This window comes from Sphingomonas naasensis (assembly GCF_004792695.1).
GTDB lineage: Bacteria > Pseudomonadota > Alphaproteobacteria > Sphingomonadales > Sphingomonadaceae > Sphingomonas > Sphingomonas naasensis.
Map to the genome: position 1 here is coordinate 365,102 of NZ_SRXU01000003.1, position 16,202 is coordinate 381,303.

General features: G+C 66.9%; 15 protein-coding genes. 9 read left to right on the forward strand and 6 right to left on the reverse strand.

All coding sequences use genetic code 11. The annotated features are described in order from the left end of the window. Window positions 1–21 precede the first annotated feature (21 nt). The 3 genes from E5A74_RS09555 (at window position 22) to E5A74_RS09565 (ending at window position 2,353) form a co-directional block, all read left to right on the forward strand. On the forward strand, window positions 22–999 hold the full coding sequence (locus tag E5A74_RS09555; protein WP_135984185.1) for a type II secretion system F family protein: 978 nt from the start codon (window positions 22–24) through the stop codon (window positions 997–999). A 2-nt stretch (window positions 1,000–1,001) separates the two neighbouring features. Then, on the forward strand, window positions 1,002–1,994 hold the full coding sequence (locus E5A74_RS09560) for a type II secretion system F family protein (protein WP_135984384.1): 993 nt from the start codon (window positions 1,002–1,004) through the stop codon (window positions 1,992–1,994). An 80-nt stretch (window positions 1,995–2,074) separates the two neighbouring features. Further along, window positions 2,075–2,353, forward strand: a complete 279-nt coding sequence (locus E5A74_RS09565) for a hypothetical protein (RefSeq protein ID WP_135984187.1) — start codon at window positions 2,075–2,077, stop codon at window positions 2,351–2,353. Window positions 2,354–2,439: 86 nt separating this feature from the next. Here E5A74_RS09565 and ppdK read toward each other — a convergent pair whose 3' ends face one another. From ppdK to E5A74_RS09580, 3 genes are all read right to left on the reverse strand, one after another. Then, entirely contained in the window at window positions 2,440–5,103 is a 2,664-nt protein-coding gene (ppdK, locus tag E5A74_RS09570) for a pyruvate, phosphate dikinase (protein ID WP_135984189.1), read from the reverse strand. 320 nt (window positions 5,104–5,423) lie between these two features. Continuing rightward, window positions 5,424–7,721: a glycine--tRNA ligase subunit beta gene (gene glyS, locus E5A74_RS09575; RefSeq protein WP_135984192.1), complete on the reverse strand. Its 2,298-nt coding sequence runs from the start codon at window positions 7,719–7,721 to the stop codon at window positions 5,424–5,426. A gap of 214 nt (window positions 7,722–7,935) precedes the next feature. Next, window positions 7,936–8,802: a glycine--tRNA ligase subunit alpha gene (locus E5A74_RS09580; RefSeq protein ID WP_206365822.1), complete on the reverse strand. Its 867-nt coding sequence runs from the start codon at window positions 8,800–8,802 to the stop codon at window positions 7,936–7,938. A 68-nt stretch (window positions 8,803–8,870) separates the two neighbouring features. Between E5A74_RS09580 and E5A74_RS09585 the strand changes: the two genes are divergently transcribed. The 5 genes from E5A74_RS09585 (at window position 8,871) to pth (ending at window position 12,314) form a co-directional block, all read left to right on the forward strand. Continuing rightward, a complete protein-coding gene (locus E5A74_RS09585) occupies window positions 8,871–9,755 on the forward strand; it encodes a TraB/GumN family protein (protein ID WP_135984194.1) in 885 nt (294 codons plus the stop codon). Between the two features lie 185 nt (window positions 9,756–9,940). Next, window positions 9,941–10,288: an ArsR/SmtB family transcription factor gene (locus tag E5A74_RS09590; protein WP_135984196.1), complete on the forward strand. Its 348-nt coding sequence runs from the start codon at window positions 9,941–9,943 to the stop codon at window positions 10,286–10,288. Next, a complete protein-coding gene (locus E5A74_RS09595) occupies window positions 10,281–10,769 on the forward strand; it encodes an SRPBCC family protein (protein WP_166745717.1) in 489 nt (162 codons plus the stop codon). The genes E5A74_RS09590 and E5A74_RS09595 overlap by 8 nt, the downstream gene beginning before the upstream one ends. 267 nt (window positions 10,770–11,036) lie before the next feature. Then, complete coding sequence (locus E5A74_RS09600) at window positions 11,037–11,663, forward strand: 50S ribosomal protein L25/general stress protein Ctc (protein ID WP_135984200.1); 627 nt, start codon at window positions 11,037–11,039, stop codon at window positions 11,661–11,663. 81 nt (window positions 11,664–11,744) lie between these two features. Beyond that, complete coding sequence (gene pth, locus E5A74_RS09605) at window positions 11,745–12,314, forward strand: aminoacyl-tRNA hydrolase (RefSeq protein ID WP_135984202.1); 570 nt, start codon at window positions 11,745–11,747, stop codon at window positions 12,312–12,314. Between the two features lie 6 nt (window positions 12,315–12,320). Here the strand turns inward: pth and E5A74_RS09610 are convergent, their stop codons facing one another. The 3 genes from E5A74_RS09610 to E5A74_RS09620 form a co-directional block, all read right to left on the reverse strand. Then, window positions 12,321–12,707, reverse strand: a complete 387-nt coding sequence (locus E5A74_RS09610) for a hypothetical protein (RefSeq protein WP_166745718.1) — start codon at window positions 12,705–12,707, stop codon at window positions 12,321–12,323. Window positions 12,708–12,811: 104 nt separating this feature from the next. Then, window positions 12,812–13,798: a transferrin-binding protein-like solute binding protein gene (locus E5A74_RS09615; protein WP_166745719.1), complete on the reverse strand. Its 987-nt coding sequence runs from the start codon at window positions 13,796–13,798 to the stop codon at window positions 12,812–12,814. An 89-nt stretch (window positions 13,799–13,887) separates the two neighbouring features. Further along, the gene (locus E5A74_RS09620; RefSeq protein ID WP_135984208.1) at window positions 13,888–14,772 is read right to left on the reverse strand and encodes an oxygenase MpaB family protein; all 885 of its coding nucleotides are present in this window, start codon (window positions 14,770–14,772) and stop codon (window positions 13,888–13,890) included. 119 nt (window positions 14,773–14,891) lie between these two features. Here E5A74_RS09620 and ychF point away from each other — a divergent pair, with 119 nt between their 5' ends. Then, window positions 14,892–15,992 carry a redox-regulated ATPase YchF gene (ychF, locus tag E5A74_RS09625; protein ID WP_135984210.1) on the forward strand — a complete coding sequence of 367 codons (1,101 nt, stop codon included), beginning with the start codon at window positions 14,892–14,894 and terminating at the stop codon, window positions 15,990–15,992. The last annotated feature ends 210 nt before the right edge of the window (window positions 15,993–16,202 follow it).

A 16,202-nucleotide genomic window follows, 5' to 3' on the forward strand; every position in this document is an offset into this window, starting at 1 on the left:
ATCGGTTCGGAGGCAGTCGGCGTGGAATTGATGCCGGTTTTGATGCTGGGTGGGGGCACCTTCGTGGTGCTCGCGCTCATGGTGCTCGCATTCTCCGGGCCGTCGGTGGAGCGCGCCGGCGCGCGCCGCCTTTCCGGGCTGCGCGAGCGTCACGCCGGCAACACCGGCTCGGTGGCGATGGAAGCGCAGATCCGCCGCGTCACCGCCAAGAGCGCGAGCGGCATGGATCTCGCCGCGTCGCGCTTCCTGCCCAACCCCGCGCTGCTCCAGAAGCGCCTCAACATGACCGGCAAGGGCTGGACGCTGAGCCAGTACGGCATGGTCACGCTCGGGCTTTTCGCGGTTCCCGCGGGGCTGCTCATCCTCAACGGCGCGCCGATCTGGCTTGCGCTGTTCCTCGGGCTGTTCGTCGGCGTCGGCTTGCCGCACAAGGTCGTCAGCTTCTTCATCAAGCGCCGCATCACCAAGTTCACGACGAAATTCCCCGACGCGATCGAGCTGCTCGTGCGCGGCCTGCGCTCGGGCCTCCCGATCACCGAGACGATGGGCGTCGTCGGCCAGGAAGTTGACGGCCCGGTGGGCGTGGAATTCCGCGCGGTCACCGACAAGATGAAGATCGGCCGCACGCTCGACGCCGCGCTGCAGGAGACTGCTGACCGCCTCGGCACGCCCGAATTCCAGTTCTTCACGATCACCATCGCGATCCAGCGCGAGACCGGCGGCAACCTCGCCGAGACGCTCTCCAACCTTGCCGACGTGCTCCGCAAGCGCGCGCAGATGAAGCTCAAGATCAAGGCGATGTCGTCCGAATCCAAGGCTTCGGCGCTCATCGTCGGCGCGCTGCCCTTCATCGTGTTCGGCCTCGTCTGGTTCATCAACAACAATTACATGATGAACTTCTTCAAGGACGAGCGGCTGATGATCGCCGGCGGCGGCGGGCTGATCTGGATGGGCCTCGGCGCCTTCATCATGGCCAAGATGGTCAATTTCGAGATCTGATGATGGCACCTTCCAACGGCCCCACCCTGCTCGGCGTCGACGTCCTCTGGGTCGCGACCATTCTCAGCGCGATCGCCGCCTCGGCGATGGTCTTCGCGATCTACACCGCGACGACGGTGCGCGATCCGATGGCCAAGCGCGTCAAGGCGCTCAACGATCGCCGCGAGCAGCTCAAGGCGGGCATCACCGCCTCGACCTCGAAGCGCCGCGCCAAGCTCGTCCAGAAGAACGAGACCACCGATCGCATCCGCTCGCTGCTGTCCTCGATGAAGGTGCTGCAGGAGAGCCAGATCAAGGTCGCGCAGACCAAGCTGCTCCAGGCCGGCATCCGTTCGAAGGAATGGGCGGTCGCGGTGATCTTCGGCCGGCTGGTCCTGCCGATCGTGATCGGCGGCCCGATCCTGTACATGGTCTACGGCACCGACATGTTCGTCGAGTGGAGCGCGATGAAGAAATATGGCCTCGTCGCCATCAGCTTCATCCTGAGCTACAAGGCGCCGGACATCTATCTCAAGAACAAGATCACCAAGCGCAGCCACGCGATCCGCAAGGGGCTTCCCGACGCGCTCGACCTGCTGGTGATCTGCGCCGAGGCCGGCCTCACCGTCGACGCCGCCTTCGGCCGCGTCTCGAAGGAACTCGGCAAGGCCTATCCCGAGCTCGGCGAGGAATTCTCGCTGACCGCGATCGAGCTGGGCTTCCTCACCGATCGCCGCCAGGCGTTCGAGAACCTCGCGACGCGCATCGATCTCGAGGCGATCCGCGGCGTGGTCACCACGATGATCCAGACCGAGAAATACGGCACCCCGCTCGCCTCGGCGCTGCGCGTGCTCTCGGCCGAATTCCGCAACGAGCGCATGATGCGCGCCGAGGAAAAGGCCGCGCGTCTTCCGGCGATCATGACCGTGCCGCTGATCCTGTTCATCCTGCCGGTGCTGTTCATCGTGATCCTCGGGCCGGCGGCCTGCTCGATCAACGACGCGCTGATGCACTAAATCCCGTGTCGATCGTTACGGTGGCGTCGGGCGCAAGGACGGGCTAGCCTGTCCCCGCCCCGCCGCAGGGAGATCGAGCGATGACGGGATTGCCTTTCGACACGGTCACGCAGTTCGTGGCGCTCGGGCTGACGCTCGTCGCCGGCTTCTTCTTCGGGCTCGCCGCCCGTTCGGGTCGCAGCAAATGGCGCGATCGCTATCAGGACGAGGAGCTGCGCCACCGCACCTATCGCGACGAGACCGGCGCGGAGCTGCGCGAGGCGCAGCGCCGTCTGCGCGAGCTCGAGGCGGAGAATGCGCGGCTGCGCGCCGCGACCACGCCGGTGGTCGAAGCGCCGCGCGCGATCGACCCCTACTAACTTGCTGTCGTGCTCCGGCGCAGGCCGGAGCGCTGGTCGCCGGCCGAACGCTTGCCGCCAACGCCGCCTGCGCCGGAGCACCCCAATTATTGGCTCTTGAGTGCCGCCTGCGCCGCCGCCAGCCGCGCGATCGGCACGCGATAGGGCGAGGCCGAGACATAATCGAGCCCGGTCGCCTCGCAGAAGGCGATCGACGCGGGATCGCCGCCATGCTCGCCGCAGATGCCGAGCTTGATCCCGGCGCGCGTCGCCCTGCCCCGCTCTGCCGCCAGCGCGATCAGCTCGCCGACGCCCTCGACATCGAGGCTGACGAACGGATCGCGGGCATAGATGCCCTTCTCGACATAGGTCGTCAGGAAGCGCGCGGCATCGTCGCGGCTGACGCCCAGCGTCGTCTGGGTCAGGTCGTTGGTGCCGAAGCTGAAGAACTCGCCGACCTCGGCGATCTCGCCCGCGCGCAGCGCCGCGCGCGGCAGCTCGATCATCGTGCCGACCAGATATTCGATCGTCCGGCCCTTCTCGGCGAACACCGCCTGTGCCGCCTTGTCGACGACGATCTTCATCAGCTCGAGCTCGCGCCGCGTCGCGACCAGCGGGATCATCACTTCGGGGATCGGCGCCGCGCCCGATTTCTCGGCAACGATCACCGCCGCCTCGAAGATCGCGCGCGCCTGCATTTCGTAGATCTCGGGATAGGTGACGCCCAGACGGCAGCCGCGATGGCCGAGCATCGGATTGAACTCGTGCAGCTCGGCGGCGCGACGGCGCAGCGTCTCGACGTCGAGCCCGGCCGCGGCGGCGACCTCGGCGAACTCGGCCTCCTCGTGCGGCAGGAACTCGTGGAGCGGCGGATCGAGCAACCGGATCGTCACCGGCAGTCCGGCCATCACCTCGAAGATCTCGACGAAATCGCTGCGCTGCTCGGGGAGCAATTTGTCGAGCGCGGCGCGGCGGCCCTGCTCGTCCGAGGCGAGGATCATTTGGCGCACCGCGGTGATCCGCGCGCCGTCGAAGAACATATGCTCGGTGCGGCACAGCCCGATGCCCTCGGCGCCGAACTCGCGCGCAGTGCGGCAGTCGAGCGGCGTCTCGGCGTTGGTGCGCACCTTGAGCCGGCGCTTGGCATCGGCCCACAGCATCAGCGTGCCGAAATCGCCCGACAGCTCGGGCTGGACGGTGGGCACCGCGCCGAACATCACTTCGCCGGTGGCGCCGTCGATCGTGATGACGTCGCCCTCGCGCACCTCGCGCTGGCCGATCCGCATCAGCTTCTCGCGGGCGTTGATCGCCAGCGTGCCCGCGCCCGAGACGCAGGGCCGGCCCATCCCGCGCGCGACCACCGCGGCGTGGCTGGTCATCCCGCCCCGCGCGGTGAGGATGCCCTTGGCGGCGTGCATGCCGTGAATGTCCTCGGGGCTGGTCTCGACCCGGACGAGGATCACCGCCTCGCCCGCGGCGGCGCGCTTCTCGGCGGTGTCGCTGTCGAACACCGCGCGGCCCGATGCCGCGCCGGGCGAGGCCGGCAGCCCCTTGGTCAGCACGTCGCGCGTCGCGTTGGGATCGAGCGTCGGATGGAGCAGCTGGTCGAGCGCCTGCGGATCGACCCGCAGGATCGCCTCCTCCTGCGTGATCAGGCCCTCATTGGCCATGTCGACGGCGATCTTGAGCGCCGCCTTGGCAGTGCGCTTGCCGCTGCGCGTCTGGAGCATCCACAGCTTGCCGCGCTCGACGGTGAACTCGATGTCCTGCATGTCGCGATAGTGCCGCTCGAGCTGGTCGAACACGCGCGCCAGCTCGGCATAGGCCTCGGGCATCGCCTCTTCCATCGACAGCGGCCTGGCGCCCGCCGTCTCGCGCGCGGCTTTGGTGAGATATTGCGGGGTGCGGATGCCCGCCACCACGTCCTCGCCCTGCGCGTTGATCAGGAACTCGCCATAATAGGCATTGTCGCCCTTGGCCGGATCGCGGGTGAACGCCACGCCGGTCGCGCTGGTCTCGCCCATATTGCCGAACACCATCGCCTGGACGTTGACCGCGGTGCCCCAGTCGCCGGGGATGTCGTTGAGCCGGCGATAGACCTTGGCGCGCTCGGACTGCCACGATCCGAACACCGCGCCGATCGCGCCCCAGAGCTGGTCGTGGACGTCCTGCGGGAAGGGCTTGCCCCACAGCTCCTCGACTACGCCCTTGTACTCCGCGACGAGCTTCTGCCAGTCGCCGGCGCTCAGCTCGGTGTCGAGATGATAGCCATTGTCCTCCTTGGCGATCTCGAGCGCTTCCTCGAAGCGGCCATGATCGAGCCCGAGGACGACGTCCGAATACATCTGGATAAAGCGGCGATAGCTGTCCCATGCGAAGCGATCGTCGCCCGAGGTGGCGGCGAGGCCCTGCACGGTCGCGTCGTTGAGGCCGAGATTGAGCACCGTGTCCATCATGCCGGGCATCGACACACGCGCGCCGCTCCGGACAGAGACGAGCAGCGGATCGGCGGCATCGCCGAATTTCTTGCCGGTCACCGCCTCGATATGCGCCACACCGGTGGCGACTTCGGCCTTGAGGCTGTCGGGGAAGCTCTCGCCTGAATCATAATAGAGCGCGCAGACCGGGGTACTGATCGTGAAGCCGGGAGGGACCGGCAGGCCGATGCCCGCCATGCCGTCGAGATTGGCGCCCTTGCCGCCGAGCAGATTCTTGTCGCCGTTGCCGCCGTCAGAAACCCCACCGCCGAAGCGGTATACGTACTGCGTCATCCCTGGTCCTTCTGCTGGAGGCACTGCCCCGGCACGGGAGGCGCCTACCGCGCATGCGAACAAGGCGGAAGCTCTGATTGCGTTGTCAGGAGCCTCCCGCGCGCCGGGCGGCCAAGACTTCCTAAAGTCTCGACAAATTACGCTATTCCGGCTGCGTAATAAATCTGATAAATCAGCTTAACATCATGCAGAAACGGCCCCCGTTTGTGCATTGCGACATCGCCCTGTCGTCAGCGGCTGAAGAAACTGACCCGGCCCGCCCTAGATTGCGCGCCGGTGTGCTCCTGCGAAAGCAGGAGCCCGGTGGGATGAATGCAGCCTCAGCCTTCGATCTTCGAGAAGTCGGCGACCTTGTGCACTGCGTCGCGCATCCGCGCGAGCTGGCCGAGGCGGCTGATCCGCTTGTCGGGATCGGAATCGTTGACGGTGACGTCGTCGAAGAACGCATCGATCGGCGCGCGGAGCGTGGCGAGCGCGGCCATCGCCGCCTCGAAATCCTCGGCCTCGATCGCGGCTTCGGCGCGCGGCTCGGCGGCGTCGAGCGCCTCCTTGAGCGCGGCCTCGGCCGGCTCGGCCTCGTAGATATTGCCGCCGACATCGGTATCGGTGCCGTCGAAGCCTTCCTTCTTGAGGATGTTCGCGGCGCGCTTGTAGCCGGCGAGGAGGTTCTTGCCGTCCTCGGTAGTGACGAAGGCTTGCAGCGCATGGACGCGGGCGAGCAGGCGGACGAGATCGTCCTCGCCACCGAGCGCGAACACCGCGTCGATCAGATCGTGGCGGACGCCGGCTTCGCGCTGCTGGACCTTGAGGCGGTCGGCGAAGAAGTCCTGCAACAATCGGAAGAATGCGTCATCAGCATTCTCACCATCGCCGAACGGTGACTTCCACTGCGGATGCTTCGCCACCCCCGAGCGCTCGAAGCCCTCCAGGTTCGCGATGTGCCGTTCGAGTAAATTGATGAACGCGAAAGCGAAGCTACCTTCCAGCGAAAACCGGAGCGTGTTCGCTGTAATCAGCTGGATTACGCCGATTGCGGCTCGACGGAGCGCGAAAGGATCTTTGGATCCAGTCGGCCGCTCATCGATCGCGAAGAACGCGCCTATGGTATCCAGCTTGTCTGCCAAGCTCACCGCCACCGTCACCGGCGCAGTCGGAACCGCATCCCCCTGCCCGACCGGCTTGTAGTGATCGCGGATCGCCTCGGCGACTTCCGCCGGCTCGCCCTGCGCGGCGGCATAATAGCCGCCCATCAGCCCCTGCAGCTCGGGGAACTCGCCGACCATGCCGGTGACGAGATCGGCCTTGGCGAGGCGCGCGGCGCGTTCGGCGAGGGCGGCGAGCTTCTCCCGATCCTCCCCGGCACGGGGAGGGGGACCGTCCGAAGGACGGTGGAGGGGGCTATCCGCGGGCGGCGTCGCTTGGGGCACGCCCCCTCCACCATCGCTTTGCGATGGTCCCCCTCCCCGTTCCGGGGAGGATCCGACGATCCCCTCTTCCACCAGCCAGCGCGCGAGCTTCGCGACGCGATCAACCTTGTCGGCGACCGTGCCGAGCTTCTCGTGGAAGACGATCTTCTCGAGCTTGGGCCGGAGATCGTCGAGCTTGGTCTTCAGATCGGTCTCGTAGAAGAAGCGCGCGTCGCTGAGCCGCGCCGCCAGCACCTTCTGGTTGCCCTGAACGATCTTCTCGCCGCCATCGACCGCGTCGATGTTCGCGACGCAGACGAACGCGTTGGCGAGCTTGCCCGCGCCATCGCGGCAGACGAAGTATTTCTGGTTCACCCGCGCCGTCAGCTGGATCACTTCGGCCGGCACGCTGAGGAAATCGGAGTCGAAGCGGCCGAGCAAGGGCACCGGCCATTCGGTCAGCCCGGCATTCTCGAACAGCAGCCCGTCGTCCTCGATCAGGCCGAGCCCCGCCTTCTGCGCCGCCAGCTTGGCGCCGACCGCGATGATCGCGCGGCGCTCGGCGCCGTCGACGATGACGTGGCACGCGCGCAGCTTCTCGGCATAGTCATTGGCCGAGCCGATCGTGATCACACCCGGATGGTGGAAGCGATGGCCGACGGTCTGCACGCCGCTCCTGATCCCCGCGACCTCTACGGGCACGAGCTTGTCGCCGAGCAGCGCGATGATGCCCTGGAGCGGGCGCACCCAGCGCAGGCTCTCGGTCGATTGCGAGGCCGCGCCCCAGCGCATCGATTTGGCCCAGGGGAAGGCGTGGATCACGTTGGTGATTGCGCTGGCGAGCACCGAGCCGGCGACGATGCCGGGGCGCTCGATCACGGCGAACAGCACTTGCCCGCCCTTGCCGTCGTCGCGCGTGACGAGCTGCTCGCGGCTGAGCCCGGTCGAGCGGAGGAAGCCTTCGATCGCCGGGGCGGGCGCGTCGGCGCGGGGGCCCTTGCGCTCCTCGGTCATCGCCGCGGTGGTCTCGGCGACGCCGCGCACGATCAGCGCGAGCCGGCGCGGGGTGGCGAAGCTCTCTACGCCCGTGAACGGCAGGTTGAGCGCCTTCAGCCGCGCCTCGAACAGCGCCGCCAGATCGGCGCGCGCCTTTTCCTGCATCCGCGCGGGAATTTCCTCGCAGCGCAGCTCGAGAAGGAAGTCTTCGGTCATAGTTGTTCACGCAAAGGCGCAAAGGCGCGAAGGAGAGAAGGGTTTTGCGCGCAGAGGCGCAGAGGACGCAGAGAGGAACAAGGCTCCATCGTCTCGCGCCAGCGAGACGCCGCATCTGTATCGAAGCTGGATGAGAGCCGCTCCGCGGCGTTCGAGGACCGCAGTCTCTGCGTCCTCTGCGCCTCTGCGCGAACAATCTGCGCGAACGAACGACTCACGCCGCCCACCCGTTCTTCGCCATCCACGCCTCGCAACTGCCCTTCGCCAGATCGCGCACCCGGCCGATATAGGCCTGGCGCTCGGCGACCGAGATCACTCCGCGGGCATTGAGCAGATTGAACACATGGCTCGCCTCGATCGCCTGCTCATAGGCCGGGATCGGCAGGTCGGCCTTGAGGCAATTCTCGCACTCGGCGACCGCCTTGCGGAACAGATCGAACAAAGCGTCGGTATCGGCGATCTCGAAGTTCCACTTCGACATCTGCTTCTCGTTCTCGAGAAACACGTCGCCATAGCTAACGCCCGCGTCGTTGAAGGCGAGATCGTACACGCTGTCCTTGTTCTGGATGTACATCGCCAGCCGCTCGAGCCCATAGGTCAGCTCGCCCGCCACCGGCTTGCAGTCGAAGCCGCCCATCTGCTGGAAATAAGTGAACTGGGTCACTTCCATCCCGTCGCACCAGACTTCCCAGCCCAGCCCCCACGCGCCGAGCGTCGGCGATTCCCAATCGTCCTCGACGAAGCGGATATCGTGCTTCGTGAAGTCGATGCCGATCGCGGCGAGGCTGCCGAGGTACAGTTCCTGCAGATCGGGCGGGCTCGGCTTCAGGATCACCTGATATTGATAATAATGCTGGAGCCGGTTGGGGTTCTCGCCATAGCGGCCGTCGGTCGGCCGGCGGCAGGGCTGGACGAAGGCGGCGTTCCACGGATCGGGGCCGAGCGCCTTGAGCGTCGTCGCGGGGTGGAAGGTGCCGGCACCCATGCGCATGTCATAGGGCTGGAGGATCACGCAGCCCCGTTCGCTCCAGTAATCATGGAGCTTCAGGATCATGCGCTGGAAGCTGAGCGGCTCGGACATATCGGCGGTGCTTTGGCGTGATGTACCCAAGTTGACAAGGATGCAGTGATCGCCTCCTGTCGCGCGCAATGCGGAAGATGTGGATCGGACTGGCGCTGCTGGCGCTCGGCGGATGCGGCGCCCCGGCGCCCAGGGCGACAACGAGCGATGCCGATCCGGCGCTCTGGGTGGTCCGCGACGCCGATACGACGATCTATCTTTTCGGCACGGTGCACATGCTCAAGCCCGGCCTCAGCTGGTTCGACGATGGCGTGAAGGCCGCGTTCGACGCCAGCGACGAGCTGGTGCTCGAGCTGGTGATGCCGCCCCAGGCCGAGATGCAGGCGCTGGTGCAGGAGCTCGGCATGACGCGCGCCGGCCCCACCCTGCCCGAACAGCTGCCGCCCGCCGAGGCTGCCAAGTTCCGCGCCGCGCTGCCCGAAATGGGGCTGGCGCCCGAGGCGCTCGATCGGGCCGAGCCGTGGCTCGCCGCGACGATGCTCTCCGCCGCGCCGCTGCGCCAATTGGGCTATGACGACAAGGACGGCGCCGAGGCGGTGCTGACCGCAGCGGCGCAACGCGCCGGCAAGAAGATCGCGGGCCTCGAGACCGCGCGCGAGCAGCTCGGCTATTTCGATCGGCTGCCGATGCCGGCGCAGCGCGCGCTGCTCGTCGAGACGCTCGACGATCTGCCCAATGCCGGCGCGACGATCGATCGCATGGTCGCGTCGTGGGGCAAGGGCGATGCCGAGGGGATCGCGCGGCTGATGAACGAGGATCTCGGCCACTCGCCCGAGCTGGCCAAGGCGCTGCTCGTCACGCGCAACGCCAAATGGGCAAACTGGCTCAGGCAGCGGATGGCCGCGCCGGGCACGGTGTTCGTCGCGGTCGGCGCCGGGCATCTCGCCGGCCCGGCCGGGCTGCAGGCCGAGCTCGCCAGACGCGGGCTCAAGGCCGAGCGGGTGAAGTACTAGACGCATCTCGCGTCCGATTACGTCACCCCCGCGAAAGCGGGGGCCCATCTCCCACGCTCTCCCGCCTCATAACCGGCGTATCTGCTGCACACGCACGAGATGGGCCCCCGCTTTCGCGGGGGTGACGGAAGGAGGCTTGACTCGCCTCATTATTTAACCAATAGGTTATTTAACAAGGAGGTTAGATGAGTCCCGCACCCGACCCGCTGAGCGCCACCTTCGCCGCGCTCGCCGACCCCACTCGCCGCGCCATCCTCACCCGGCTGGCGCAGGGCGAGAGCCCGGTCGGCGAGCTGGCCCGCCCCTTCGCGATGAGCGGTCCGGCGGTGACCAAGCATCTCAAGGTGCTCGAGCGTGCGGGGCTGATCTCGCGCGGCCGCGCCGCGCAGCAGCGCCCGGCGAAGCTCGAGCCCGCAGCGCTAGCGGCGGCGAGCGCGTGGCTCGATGCCTATCGCCGCTTCTGGGAAGGCAAGTTCGACGATCTCGACACGTATCTCAAGGAACTGCAGCACAAGGAGACAAGCGATGAATGACAAGCTCACCGCGCCCGGTGTGGGCACCGAAGTGACCATCGTCCGCACCTTCGCGGCGCCGCGCGAACTGGTGTTCGACTGTTTCACCAAGGCCGAGCATCTCGAACGCTGGTGGGGCCCGCACCATTTCGACGTGCCGTTCAGCGAGACCGACGTTCGCCCGGGCGGCAAGATCCGCATCGATATGCGCGGCCCCGAGCCGTACGGCGTCAACGAGGTTCATGGCGAGTTCCTCGAGGTCGATCGCCCCCAACGCCTCGTGATGGCGCTGCGCGCCTTCCGCGACGCCGACGGTAGCTGGGGCATCGAGCATGTCAGCACCTTCCGCTTCGAAGAGGCGCCAGGCGGCCGCACGACGATGCACCTGACCACGGTGGTCAAGCAGGTCAGCGAAGCGCTGCTCCCGGCGCTGGAAGGCATGCGGGAAGGCTGGAGCCAGAGCTTCGAGAAGCTCGAAGCGCTTCTGCCGGAATTGGCGTAGCTCGGCGAAGAGACCGGTATCGATCCTCCCCCGGAGGGGGAGGGGAACCGCGAAGCGGTGGAGGGGTAGTCTCCACAAACCAAAGCGTCGCCTGCGGCACCTAGCCCTCCACCAGCTTCGCTGGTCCCCCTCCCCCTCCGGGGGAGGAGCTGAGGCGGTTGCACTTTCCGCGCACTTCCGCTAGAGGCGCGCGCTTGCCGTGGCAGGGTCATCCCTGGAGGCCTGCCGGGCATGCGAACTGAAACACTTTAGCGCACTGGAAGACACATGAGCGAGACGCTTACGCTGTCGGCCGAGACGCGCGACCGGGTTGGCAAGGGAGCCTCCCGGGCGCTGCGTCGCGAAGGCCGCGTCCCCGCCGTCATTTACGGCAACAAGGCAGACCCCGTTGGCATCCATGTCAGCGAACGCGAGCTCACCAAGCTCCTCAACACCGGGCACTTCATGAACTCGGTGGTGATGATCAACGGCGAGCGCACGCTGCCCAAGGACGTCGCTTTCGACGTCGTGACCGATCGTCCGCTCCACGTCGACTTCCTGCGCATCTCCGAGCATGCCACCGTCACCGTCCAGGTGCCGATCGTGTTCGTCGACGAGGAAGAAGCCCCCGGCATCAAGCGCGGCGGCGTGCTCAACATCGTCCGTCACGATCTCGACCTCGTGGTCGACGCGGCGCATATCCCCGACGAGATCCAGATCTCGCTCAAGGGTCTCGAAGTCGGCGAATCGCTGCACATCTCGGCGGTGACCCTGCCCGAGGGCGCGAAGTCGGCGATCACCGACCGCGACTTCACCATCGCGACGATCGTGGCGCCGTCGGCGCTCAAGTCGAGCGAAGGCGATACCCAGACCGAAGCCGCGAGCGAGAACGAGGGCGAGGGCGAAGGCGAGTAATCGCCCCCCACGAACTTACTGGGTGAAAAAATCGCCTCCGCGCCCTAGGTGCGGAGGCGATTTCCTTTTCGGGGTTTGCGCATGCAGCTGTGGGTGGGTCTCGGCAATCCGGGGCCGCAATATGCGATGCACCGGCACAATGTCGGCTTCATGGCGCTCGACGCCATCGCCGGGGTGCATGGCTTCTCGGCGCCGAAGAAGCAGTTCCAGGGCTGGGCCCAAGAAGGCCGGATCGGCAGCGACAAGCTCGTCCTGCTCAAGCCCGGCACCTATATGAACGAGAGCGGCCGCGCCGTGCGCGCGGCGATGGACTTCTACAAGCTGACTCCCGCCGACGTGACCGTCTTCCACGACGAGCTCGATCTGCTGCCCTTCAAGGTCAAGGTGAAGCTGGGCGGCGGCACTGCGGGGCACAACGGGCTGCGCTCGACCGATCAGCATATCGGCCCCGATTTCCGCCGGGTGCGGATCGGAATCGGCCATCCCGGGCACAAGGACCGGGTGACCGGCTATGTGCTCGGCAACTATGCCAAGGCGGAAATCGACCCGCTTGCCGACATGCTCGGCGCGATCGCCGCCGAGGCGCCGTGGCTGGCCGCCGGCAACGATGCCCGGTTCATGAGCGACGTCGCGCTCCGCCTGCAGGACTAGGGCGGCTCAGTTCAGCCGCGGGTTGAGCCAGCTGCACGGCGCGCTCGCGCGTGGCGCGGCGATCAGCGCCTTGGCCCGCACGGTGCAGGCCTCCCCGTCGGCGCATTCGATCGCGGTCCGCGCCAGCCATCCGGCATCGTTGCGCCACGAGGTGATGCTGCGATAGGCGACGCCGATGTCGCGCGCCTTGAAATGCGTGTCGCCATGCTTGCGGCAATAACGCAGCAGCCGCGCCATCTCCGCGCGCGCATCCGACGAATAGCGTTCGCGCTCGGCCGCGTCCGCCAGCAAGCCGCTGGGAACGTAGAAGGTGATCCGCGAGACGACGAACGCTGGAACGACGATCATCGGCACCAGCATCATGCCGAGGAAGAATTTGGCGCCCGGGCTCATCGGTGCGGCTTGCCTCGCCACTCCTCAACATTCGGTTGCCGCCGCGCAAACAGAAAGGGCCCCGGTTTCCCGGAGCCCTTCCTGCATTCCGCCGATCTGCGGCGTTACTTCTTGCCGACGATCACGCCGACGAGCCGCTGGTTGCCGCCGCCGATGGTGCCATTGGCCGCGAAGGCAATACCGATCTCCTTGCCCTGCGAGCCGAAGAAGCCGCCGGTGAGCGTGCCCGAGAGCGTGGTGCTGCCGGTGAAGCTGCCGCTGAACAGATTCTGCTTGGTCGGGATCGCACCCTGCGCGGTGAAGGCGCCGAAGGCGGTGGTGGCGCCACCCGCTTCGGGCGTGCGATTGAGATTGAAGGCGAGGTCGACGAGCCCGGTGGAGAAATTCACCGAGACCGTGACGGTGCCGCCGACGCGCGAGACGGTGGTCACGCCCGCGGTGACGTCGACCAACTTGCCGACGACCGTCGAGGTATAGGCCTGGGTTCCGGTGGCCGGCATATCGGTCGCCACCGTCGGATAGCCGAATACCGACGTCGTGATCCGCTTCGCGCCGGTGGTCGAATCGCCACGCCACCAATTGGCGTAGCTGACATTGGTCAGCGCCAGATTGGCATTGCTGGTGACCTGCGACGGGATGGTGTTGTTGAGGAATTCGAGCTGCGCGAACTTGCCCGCGGTCGCCGTGTCGGTGGTGCGGAACACATATTCGGTCACGCTCGGCGCCGGCTGCACGGTGACGTTGGCGTTCACGAAGCGCGATTCCTCGCCGGCCTCGTTGATCACATAGGTCGCGGTCGTGATGGCGTTGCTGGTAGCGAGACGAACGCGCGTGAAGCTGGTGTCGGTGGCGGAGACGCCCAGCGTCACCGCGCCCGCCGGATCGCCGGTGTAGCTGGTGCCGGCGTTGATCGTGCCGAACTCGGCTGCGGCCGCGAGCGGGAATGCCGTGTAGGTCGGCGACGCGGTCGGCGTCGGAGTCGGCGTTGCGGTCGGGGTCGGCGTGGGGTCGGCGTCGGAATCGTTACCGCTGCAGCTCGCGAGCGCCAGAGTCGCCGCGGCGGCGCTCATGATCATGTGACGGCGAATCATTCCCTGCTCCTTGAAATACTTCGATACCTGAAAGGCCCGGCGCCCCTGTACCCCAGATGAACGGGGGCCCGTCAAGCAGCGATCCCGCTCTATGACGTAGCCAACGCGTCCTGGCCGTATCCCGAACCTGCGATACGCGTCGCGGCCTGGCGCGCGGGGCTCGACGGCAACTCGAAGCGCCGCGCGCCCGCCGCCAGCAGCCGCAGCAGCACCCGCTCGCGGCGGCGCAGCCGGGGATCGGCGAGCCCCAGCTGCCGGCGCAGCGCCGGCGGGAGCAAATCGATCGCCGCGCGCACACCGAGCCGCTGGAACGGGCGCAGCGGTGGCGGCAGGATATCGGCGGTGCGCAGGATCGCGATCAGCTCGTCGAGCACCGGCGATGGCTCGAGCTGCGGCAGCATCCGCGCCAGCAGCGCCTGCATCGCCGCCGCGCTCGCCGGCGGGGCCTCGACGCCGTACAGCGCCGCACCCGGACGGGCCTCGCCATAATAGCGGTCGCGCTCCGCGGCGCCGAGGCGCTCGCCATAGCGATGATAGGCTTCGAGAAACGCCCAGCTCGCGGTCGCCTGCACCCAGAGCAGCAGATCGGGATCGTTGGCGGCATAGGCGCGGCCGTCGTCCGTCTCGCCCTGCACCCGCGCATGCATGCGGTTGACCCGCCCGGTGAGCGCCTCGAACGCGCTGCGCGCGCCATAGACGGTGATCATCGCCGCCAGCCCGGTGCGCCGCATCCGCGTCGCCGGATCGCGCTTGAAGCTGCTATGGTCCCACACCCCATGGCGGACGCGCGGCTCGCCCAGCTCGAGCAGCACCGCGGCGATCCCGCCGATATACATCGTCACCGGATTGCGGAACACGCGCCACGAGACCGAGTCCGGCGGCAGCATCGCCGGCTCGCCGGCCGGCTCGCGGAAATTGGCGCCGTCGATGCCCATCAGGCGCGCGGCGGCGGAGTCGATACGCTTGATCACCATCCCGCGACAACGCGCCGGCCCGCGCGGTTGCTCCGCACTGGAAACCGCGCCGCTTTGCGCCTATCGAGCCCGCAAACCTGCCGGCACCGCCGGCCCCTCAACACAGGATCGAGCTTCTCATGGGTTTCCGCTGCGGCATTGTCGGGCTTCCGAACGTCGGCAAGTCCACGCTCTTCAATGCGCTGACCGAGACCGCCGCGGCGCAGGCGGCGAATTATCCCTTCTGCACGATCGAGCCCAATGTCGGCAACGTCGCGGTGCCCGATCCGCGGCTGACCGCGCTTGCCGAGATCGCCGGCTCGGCCAAGATCATCGAGACCCAGCTCGGCTTCGTCGACATCGCCGGTCTCGTCCGCGGCGCGAGCAAGGGCGAAGGCCTCGGCAACCAGTTCCTCGGCAACATCCGCGAGGTGGACGCGATCGTCCATGTCCTGCGCTGCTTCGAGAATGACGACATCCAGCATGTCGACAACAAGGTCGATCCCATCGCCGATGCCGAGACGGTCGAGACCGAGCTGATGCTCGCCGATCTCGAGAGCCTCGAGAAGCGCGTGCCCAATTACGTCAAGAAGGGCCAGCAGGGCGACAAGGAGGCGAAGATCGCCGCCAGCGTGCTCGGCCAGGCGCTCGAGCTGCTGCGCGACGGCAAGCCCGCCCGCCTCACCGAACCGAAGGACGCCGAAGAGGCCCGCGTCTTCGCGCAGGCGCAGCTGCTCACCGGCAAGCCGGTGCTCTATGTCTGCAACGTCAACGAGGAAGACGCCGCCAACGGCAATGATCTGTCGGCCAAGGTCTTCGCCAAGGCCAAGGCCGAGGGCGCCGAGGCGGTGGTCGTCTCCGCCGCGATCGAGGCCGAGATCGCGACGATGCCGGCGGAAGACCGCGGCGAGTTCCTCGCCGAGCTGGGGCTCGAGGAAACCGGCCTCGCCCGGGTGATCCGCGCCGGCTACAATCTGCTTCACCTGCTGACCTTCTTCACCGTCGGCCCCAAGGAAGCGCGCGCGTGGACGACGCATGTCGGCGCCAAGGCGCCGCAGGCGGCGGGCGAGATCCACACCGATTTCGAGCGCGGCTTCATCCGCGCCGAGACGATCGCCTATAATGATTATGTCCAGTTCAAGGGCGAATCCGGCGCGCGCGACGCGGGCAAGCTTCGCTCCGAAGGCAAGGAATATGTCGTGCAGGACGGCGACGTGATGCTGTTCCGTTTCAACGTTTAAGCGCGATACTTTCCGCCAACGAAAAGGTAACGCAAGTTTCTTCCTGACAATTGAGATGCATGGCCGGCACACTTCACAAATTGGCCATGCCCTTCTATTTTTTATGCGGGATAGCCCTTAGTTAACAAATATAAATCTTGATGTTGTGGGACCTGCCGTCGTCGACACTGCCAGGCTGATCGTGGTGTGAAGCGTACCGAGATTCTCCAG